The 6009-nt window shown below is 37.6% G+C and carries 3 protein-coding genes; all 3 read left to right on the top strand.

Annotated features, from left to right (window positions below; all coding sequences use genetic code 11):
• The first annotated feature begins 250 nt into the window (after positions 1-250).
• The 3 genes from ansA to adhE all read left to right on the top strand — a co-directional run bounded on the left by ansA (position 251) and on the right by adhE (position 5742).
• Positions 251-1264 (top strand): asparaginase, encoded by a 1014-nt coding sequence (gene ansA / locus JQC92_RS20595; protein WP_205001414.1) that lies wholly within the window; start codon positions 251-253, stop codon positions 1262-1264.
• Between the two features lie 242 nt (positions 1265-1506).
• The gene (locus tag JQC92_RS20590; RefSeq protein WP_205001413.1) at positions 1507-2949 is read left to right on the top strand and encodes an ankyrin repeat domain-containing protein; all 1443 of its coding nucleotides are present in this window, start codon (positions 1507-1509) and stop codon (positions 2947-2949) included.
• 195 nt (positions 2950-3144) lie between these two features.
• Entirely contained in the window at positions 3145-5742 is a 2598-nt protein-coding gene (gene adhE / locus JQC92_RS20585; protein ID WP_205001412.1) for a bifunctional acetaldehyde-CoA/alcohol dehydrogenase, read from the top strand.
• Positions 5743-6009: the final 267 nt, after the last annotated feature.

The raw sequence follows: 6009 nt of genomic DNA, 5'->3' as shown, positions 1-6009 counted from the left end.
TCTCGAAGCATTTTTTCTTTTTCATGTGTACATAAAAACACCATAAAAAGATCGTTCAAGTAACAATGTTAGATCAAGTGACTTGTTTCACAAAAAACAAGAGGGGCTTGGTGAATGGTTACTTCAATAGTTTAACTGCTATTTTTCAAAAATAGTTTCTTAAAGGGTGGAGAATTACACCCTTTTTTATTATTTAAGCGTCAGCAAAATATAGTAAACTTCATTTATTCTCTCTCAGTAATCACCAATAATGAATAATAAGACTATTTATGTCGCCTACACAGGCGGAACCATTGGCATGCAACAAACAGATAATGGCTTCGCTCCTGTTAAGTACTTTTTAACTGAAACCGTTAAATCGATGCCAGAGTTTTATCACAGCGAAATGCCAGCTTTTGTCATAAATGAGTATTCACCACTTATTGACTCTTCGAACATGCAGCCTGATGACTGGCAAAGAATTGCTGAGGATATTAAAACGAATTATGACAAGTACGATGGGTTTGTGATCTTACATGGTACTGACACAATGGCATTTACTGCTTCTGCTTTATCTTTCATGCTGAAAAACCTCGATAAGCCTGTCATAGTAACGGGGTCACAAATCCCACTTTCCCAATTACGCTCTGATGGACAAGCTAATCTATTGAATTCGCTTTATATAGCTGCGAATCACCCTATACCTGAAGTGACGTTGTTTTTTAATAACAGCCTCTTTAGAGGAAACAGAACAACAAAAGCTCATGCTGATGGCTTTAATGCTTTTGCTTCTCCTAATTACCCTGTTCTTTTAGAAGCTGGAATTAAAATCTCACAAAAAATACAACTACATAAGCAGATTGAACGAAAACCTTTAGAGGTAGTATCGATAGAGCCTCAACCGATTGGCGTAGTGCTTCTTTATCCAGGTATCTCTATTGAGCTGTTTAATAATATTCTACAGCAACCAGTGAAAGCACTGATTATAAGAACATTTGGGGTTGGTAATGCCCCAGAAAGCACAGCGTTGTTAAATGTACTAAAAGAAGCCGACGAAAACGGAATTGTTTTAGTTAACTTAACCCAGTGTATGCAAGGCCGAGTTAATATGTCTGGCTATGCAACAGGAAACGCTCTGGCTAAATCAGGTGTAATCAGCGGTGTAGATCTAACCGTTGAGGCTGCTTTAGCAAAGCTGCATGTGTTACTTTCTCAAAACTTAACAAGTAACCAAATTAAGTCAGCCATGCAAACAAATTTGAATGGTGAACTAACACCTGATTAACCTAATTGGCCACGTTTTTTTAGATATAAGCGGTTTGTTTTAATAGCTAATCGCTATAATTCATTTTAATTTATTAATTTTTAGAGAACGATAAACACATTAAGTACAAATAAAACTATGCAAATCAGCAAGCTAACAAAGAACAGCCCTTTATGCGATTAAGTATCTATTAATTATATTTCACTGTAATTTTTTGTAAATTCAAAACAAAATCAAAACATAAAATATTGTTCTGAGTTCAAATGATTATCACAACCAATAGACGTTCACCAAATGAAAAGAGACAGCCGCTTTCTTTGAAGAAAATTACAATGGACTATTGTGCTTTTCCTAAAGAAGATTCTGTTCTTGTAGACAAGTTTATTGAAGCTCTTAATTGTTGCTCTTCTACGCATGATTTTATTAGAGTTCTCATTGATTTTAATGTTGTCTCCGAAGAAAAAAATTCTTTTCAATGTGAATTAAACTCAAATCTTTTCGAGGCATATCGAAAGCTAGTAAGGCAAAAAATCAAAGTAAATGAATGCCTTGAAATCAGTCTTTCTAAATTTGTAAGAGAATCACAAAACACCTATTTCAATGAGAATCTTTGTGATGTATTAGGCTCTCCTGCAATAACTGCACACCACTTAAAAGCACTCAGTGAACGAGGCCTTTTGATAAACAATGACAAAAGGTTATTACAACCTCGAATTATTGCTGAGATGCCAGCTAGTTTCATCAGACAACAATTTGCGTCTCAAACTTTACAAGCTGCAACGCTAAGATCAATTGCCGCCGATAACGCAAAAGCAGTGAACAATTTATTATTAGCAGGGATAACGTTAAAAAGAGATAAAGCATTTCAATTGCCTTGGATTCATACCTGCGTATTAAACGACAGCGTTAAAGTTACCAAGCTGATGATCCGCTGGGGAATAAACGTCAACGAATTAGATACTAATGGTTCTGCCCCACTTCATACAGCTGCAAAATCAAACCACTTTAAGACGCTGAATGTGTTATTAAACCAACCTGACATAAAAATTAATATTGAAGACGCTAACGGCAATACTCCTGCCCTCGTTGCCGCAAATCATGATTCTTGGGAATCTCTCGAAGCACTTCTCTCATCAGAAAAACTTGATATTAATGCCGAAAATAAAGCAGGAAAAAGTTTAATCTCATTTCTTTTATTTTCTGATAGAGAACAAGTACTTTCTAAAGCCATCAATCATTCGCAAATAAAACTAAAGCCTAAACATTTGATCAATTCGATTCATAGACACAACCAATATGCCGCATTTTCGATATTGAATGCCTCGCCATCATTGCTAAAGCAATGTGAAAAAGAAACCTTAGCCGTCACTGTTTCTCATGGTCATGTAGAAATCTTAAAGAATTTAATTGAAAAAGGTGTTGATATTAATAAGCAAGATGCTCGCGGTTGCACACCACTGCATATTGCTTGTGAATACAGTCACCCTGAAATCGTCGAAATGATTCTTGCTTGTCCTCAGGTCGATCTCACATTATTGGATTATAAGAGCCAAAATGTGTTATCAATCGCAAACTTAGCAGCAGAGTCGGCTTTAGCGCAAATAAATAATTCAAGTGAAATTACGCCTCAGAAAATACAGCGTTTAAAAAACAGTCAAACCGTTTTAGACTTGTTAAACGATTACCTAAAATCAATATATTTATAAAAACACCCTGACCATTTGAACTTTTTTTCATCAATCAGCACAAGATCGACATAACGTTATGTAATTTAATTACATGTTCCCCTATCTTTTGTTATCTTGATCACAGATTTAGACCCCATATCACGGTAAATTTCGTAATAGAAAGAACATTTAGCCAAATAGGTTTTGCCTAAATATTTTTATAGGAAACATCATATGCCAGTAACAAATGCTCAAGAGCTTGATCTACTTGTAGATAATGTCGGAAAAGCTCAAGCAGAGTTTGCTAATTTCAGTCAAGAAAAAGTAGACAAAATTTTTAGAGCTGCAGCACTAGCTGCAGCAGATGCTCGTATTTCACTTGCCAAAATGGCTGCTAAAGAAACACGTATGGGAGTCCTTGAAGACAAGGTAATCAAAAACCATTTTGCATCAGAGTATATTTACAATAAATATAAAGATGAGAAAACGTGTGGCATTTTAGAAGAAGATCATACCTTCGGGACTATTACCATTGCAGAACCTGTTGGTTTAATTTGTGGTATCGTACCGACAACGAACCCAACGTCAACTGCAATTTTTAAAGCTCTGATCAGCCTAAAGACTCGTAACGGTATCATTTTTTCACCACATCCACGTGCAAAAATATCAACTACTACCGCTGCTAAACTTGTGTTAGATGCTGCGATAGCCGCAGGGGCTCCAAAAGATATTATTGGTTGGATTGATGAGCCGAGTGTTGCGCTATCAAATCAGCTAATGACCCACGACAAAATGAACTTGATTTTGGCAACTGGCGGACCAGGCATGGTTAAAGCCGCCTACTCTTCAGGTAAACCTGCTATCGGCGTTGGCGCGGGTAATACTCCAATCGTAATTGATGAAACAGCGGATATTAAGCGTGCTGTTAGCTCAATATTGATGTCAAAAACATTCGATAATGGTGTTGTGTGTGCTTCTGAGCAAGCCGTTGTGATCGTTGACAGCATTTATGATGAAGTTAAAGAGCGTTTTGCTTCTCACGGCGGTTACCTGTTATCAGCCAAAGAAACTAAAGCGATGCAAAAAGTCATCCTAAAGAATGGCGGCCTTAATGCAGATATCGTTGGTCAAAGTGCAATTACTATTGCAGAAATGGCGAGCATTAAAGTACCGCACACTACGAAAGTATTGATTGGTGAAGTAACAGAAATTGAAGATGCTGAAGCATTCGCACATGAAAAATTATCTCCACTTTTAGGTATGTACCGTGCGGCGAACTTTGAAGAAGCATTGGATAAAGCCGAAGCCTTAGTTGCACTGGGCGGTATTGGCCACACATCTGGCTTATATACAGACCAAGACACACAAGAAGAACGTGTTAAGCAATTCGGCTTCAGAATGAAGACCGCTCGTATTCTTATTAATACTCCAGCGTCACAAGGTGGTATTGGTGACTTATACAACTTCAAATTGGCACCTTCTCTAACATTGGGTTGTGGTTCTTGGGGTGGTAACTCGATTTCAGAAAACGTGGGGCCAAGCCATTTGATCAACAAGAAAACTGTCGCTAAAAGGGCTGAAAACATGCTTTGGCACAAACTTCCTTCTTCAATCTACTTCCGTCGTGGTAGCTTACCAATCGCATTGGAAGAGTTAAGTGACAAACGCCGTGCACTCATCGTTACTGATAAGTTTTTATTCAATAACGGTTACTGCGATGAAACAGTTAAGATCTTAAAAGCACAAGGTCTAGAAACTGAAGTATTTTATGATGTTGAAGCAGATCCTACACTTGCGGTTGTAAAAAAAGGTACTGACGTCGCAATGAGCTTCCAGCCTGATGTCATTATTGCTTTAGGTGGTGGTTCACCAATGGATGCAGCAAAAATTATGTGGGTTTTGTATGAACACCCAGATGTCGATTTTGCTGACTTAGCCCTTCGCTTTATGGATATTACAAAACGTATCTATAAATTCCCTAAATTGGGTAAAAAAACGAAGATGGTGGCAATCCCTACTACTTCTGGTACGGGTTCAGAAGTGACTCCATTTGCGGTAGTTACTGATGAGAAAACAGGTCAAAAGTATCCAATTGCAGATTATGAATTGACACCGAACATGGCTATTGTTGATCCGAACCTTGTCATGAACATGCCTAAATCACTCACAGCTTTCGGTGGTGTTGATGCGATTACTCATGCGCTTGAAGCTTATGTAAGTATCATGGCGAACGAGTATAGTGATGGCCAAGCCTTACAAGCACTGGATTTATTAGTTAAATACTTACCTGATTCGTATGAAAAAGGGGCAGATGCACCATTAGCTCGTGAGAAAGTACACAATGGTGCAACAATTGCGGGTATCGCATTCGCTAATGCATTCTTGGGTATTTGTCACTCAATGGCGCATAAAATTGGTGCAGAATTCCACATTCCACATGGTCTAGCAAATGCATTACTGATCTCAAATGTAATTCGTTTTAATGCTACAGATTTACCAACTAAGCAAGCGGCATTTAGCCAATACGATCGTCCTAAAGCTTTATGTCGTTACGCTGAAATTGCCGACCACTTAAAACTTGGCGGTAAGTCAGATCTTGAGAAGGTTGATAAACTGATTGCAGTTATCGACGGCATTAAAACTCAATTAGGTATTCCTGCTTCGATTCAAGAAGCAGGTGTAAATGAAGCTGACTTCTTAGCGAAACTCGATGAAGTTGCGGAAGATGCATTTGATGACCAATGTACAGGTGCGAACCCTCGTTATCCATTAATCTCTGAGCTTAAAGAGCTACTACTGGCAAGTTTTTATGGTAAAGAATATAAAAACTAAACATTAATTTACAGAGACTTACATTTAAATGCCTTGAATTTATATTCAAGGCATTATTATTTTTCTCCTAAGTTAATCATGATTAATAAAGCAATAATTTCTAACTAAAAACAATTATACTTTTATTACCTCGCCATGATATTGACTTAACAACCACCGTCTGAAAGACGGTGGGTTACACTATGCAGGCTGAAAGCCCGCTCCTATACGACATCACTCCAAATCAAAATTATCGTTATCTTTTCGCTCAAAGTGATGCTGTAAATA

Origin of the sequence: Parashewanella hymeniacidonis (genome assembly GCF_016900895.1) — a bacterium.
Taxonomy (GTDB): Bacteria; Pseudomonadota; Gammaproteobacteria; order Enterobacterales; family Shewanellaceae; genus Parashewanella; species Parashewanella hymeniacidonis.
Note: the sequence above shows the minus strand (reverse complement) of the source record. Positions and strands in the feature narration are given on the sequence as shown.

Excerpts from the sequence above, each read along its gene's own strand:
- ansA (WP_205001414.1), top strand. The coding sequence starts at position 251 with ATGAATAATAAGACTATTTATGTCGCCTACACAGGCGGAACCATTGGC.
- adhE (WP_205001412.1), top strand. The coding sequence starts at position 3,145 with ATGCCAGTAACAAATGCTCAAGAGCTTGATCTACTTGTAGATAATGTC.
- JQC92_RS20590 (WP_205001413.1), top strand. The coding sequence starts at position 1,507 with ATGATTATCACAACCAATAGACGTTCACCAAATGAAAAGAGACAGCCG.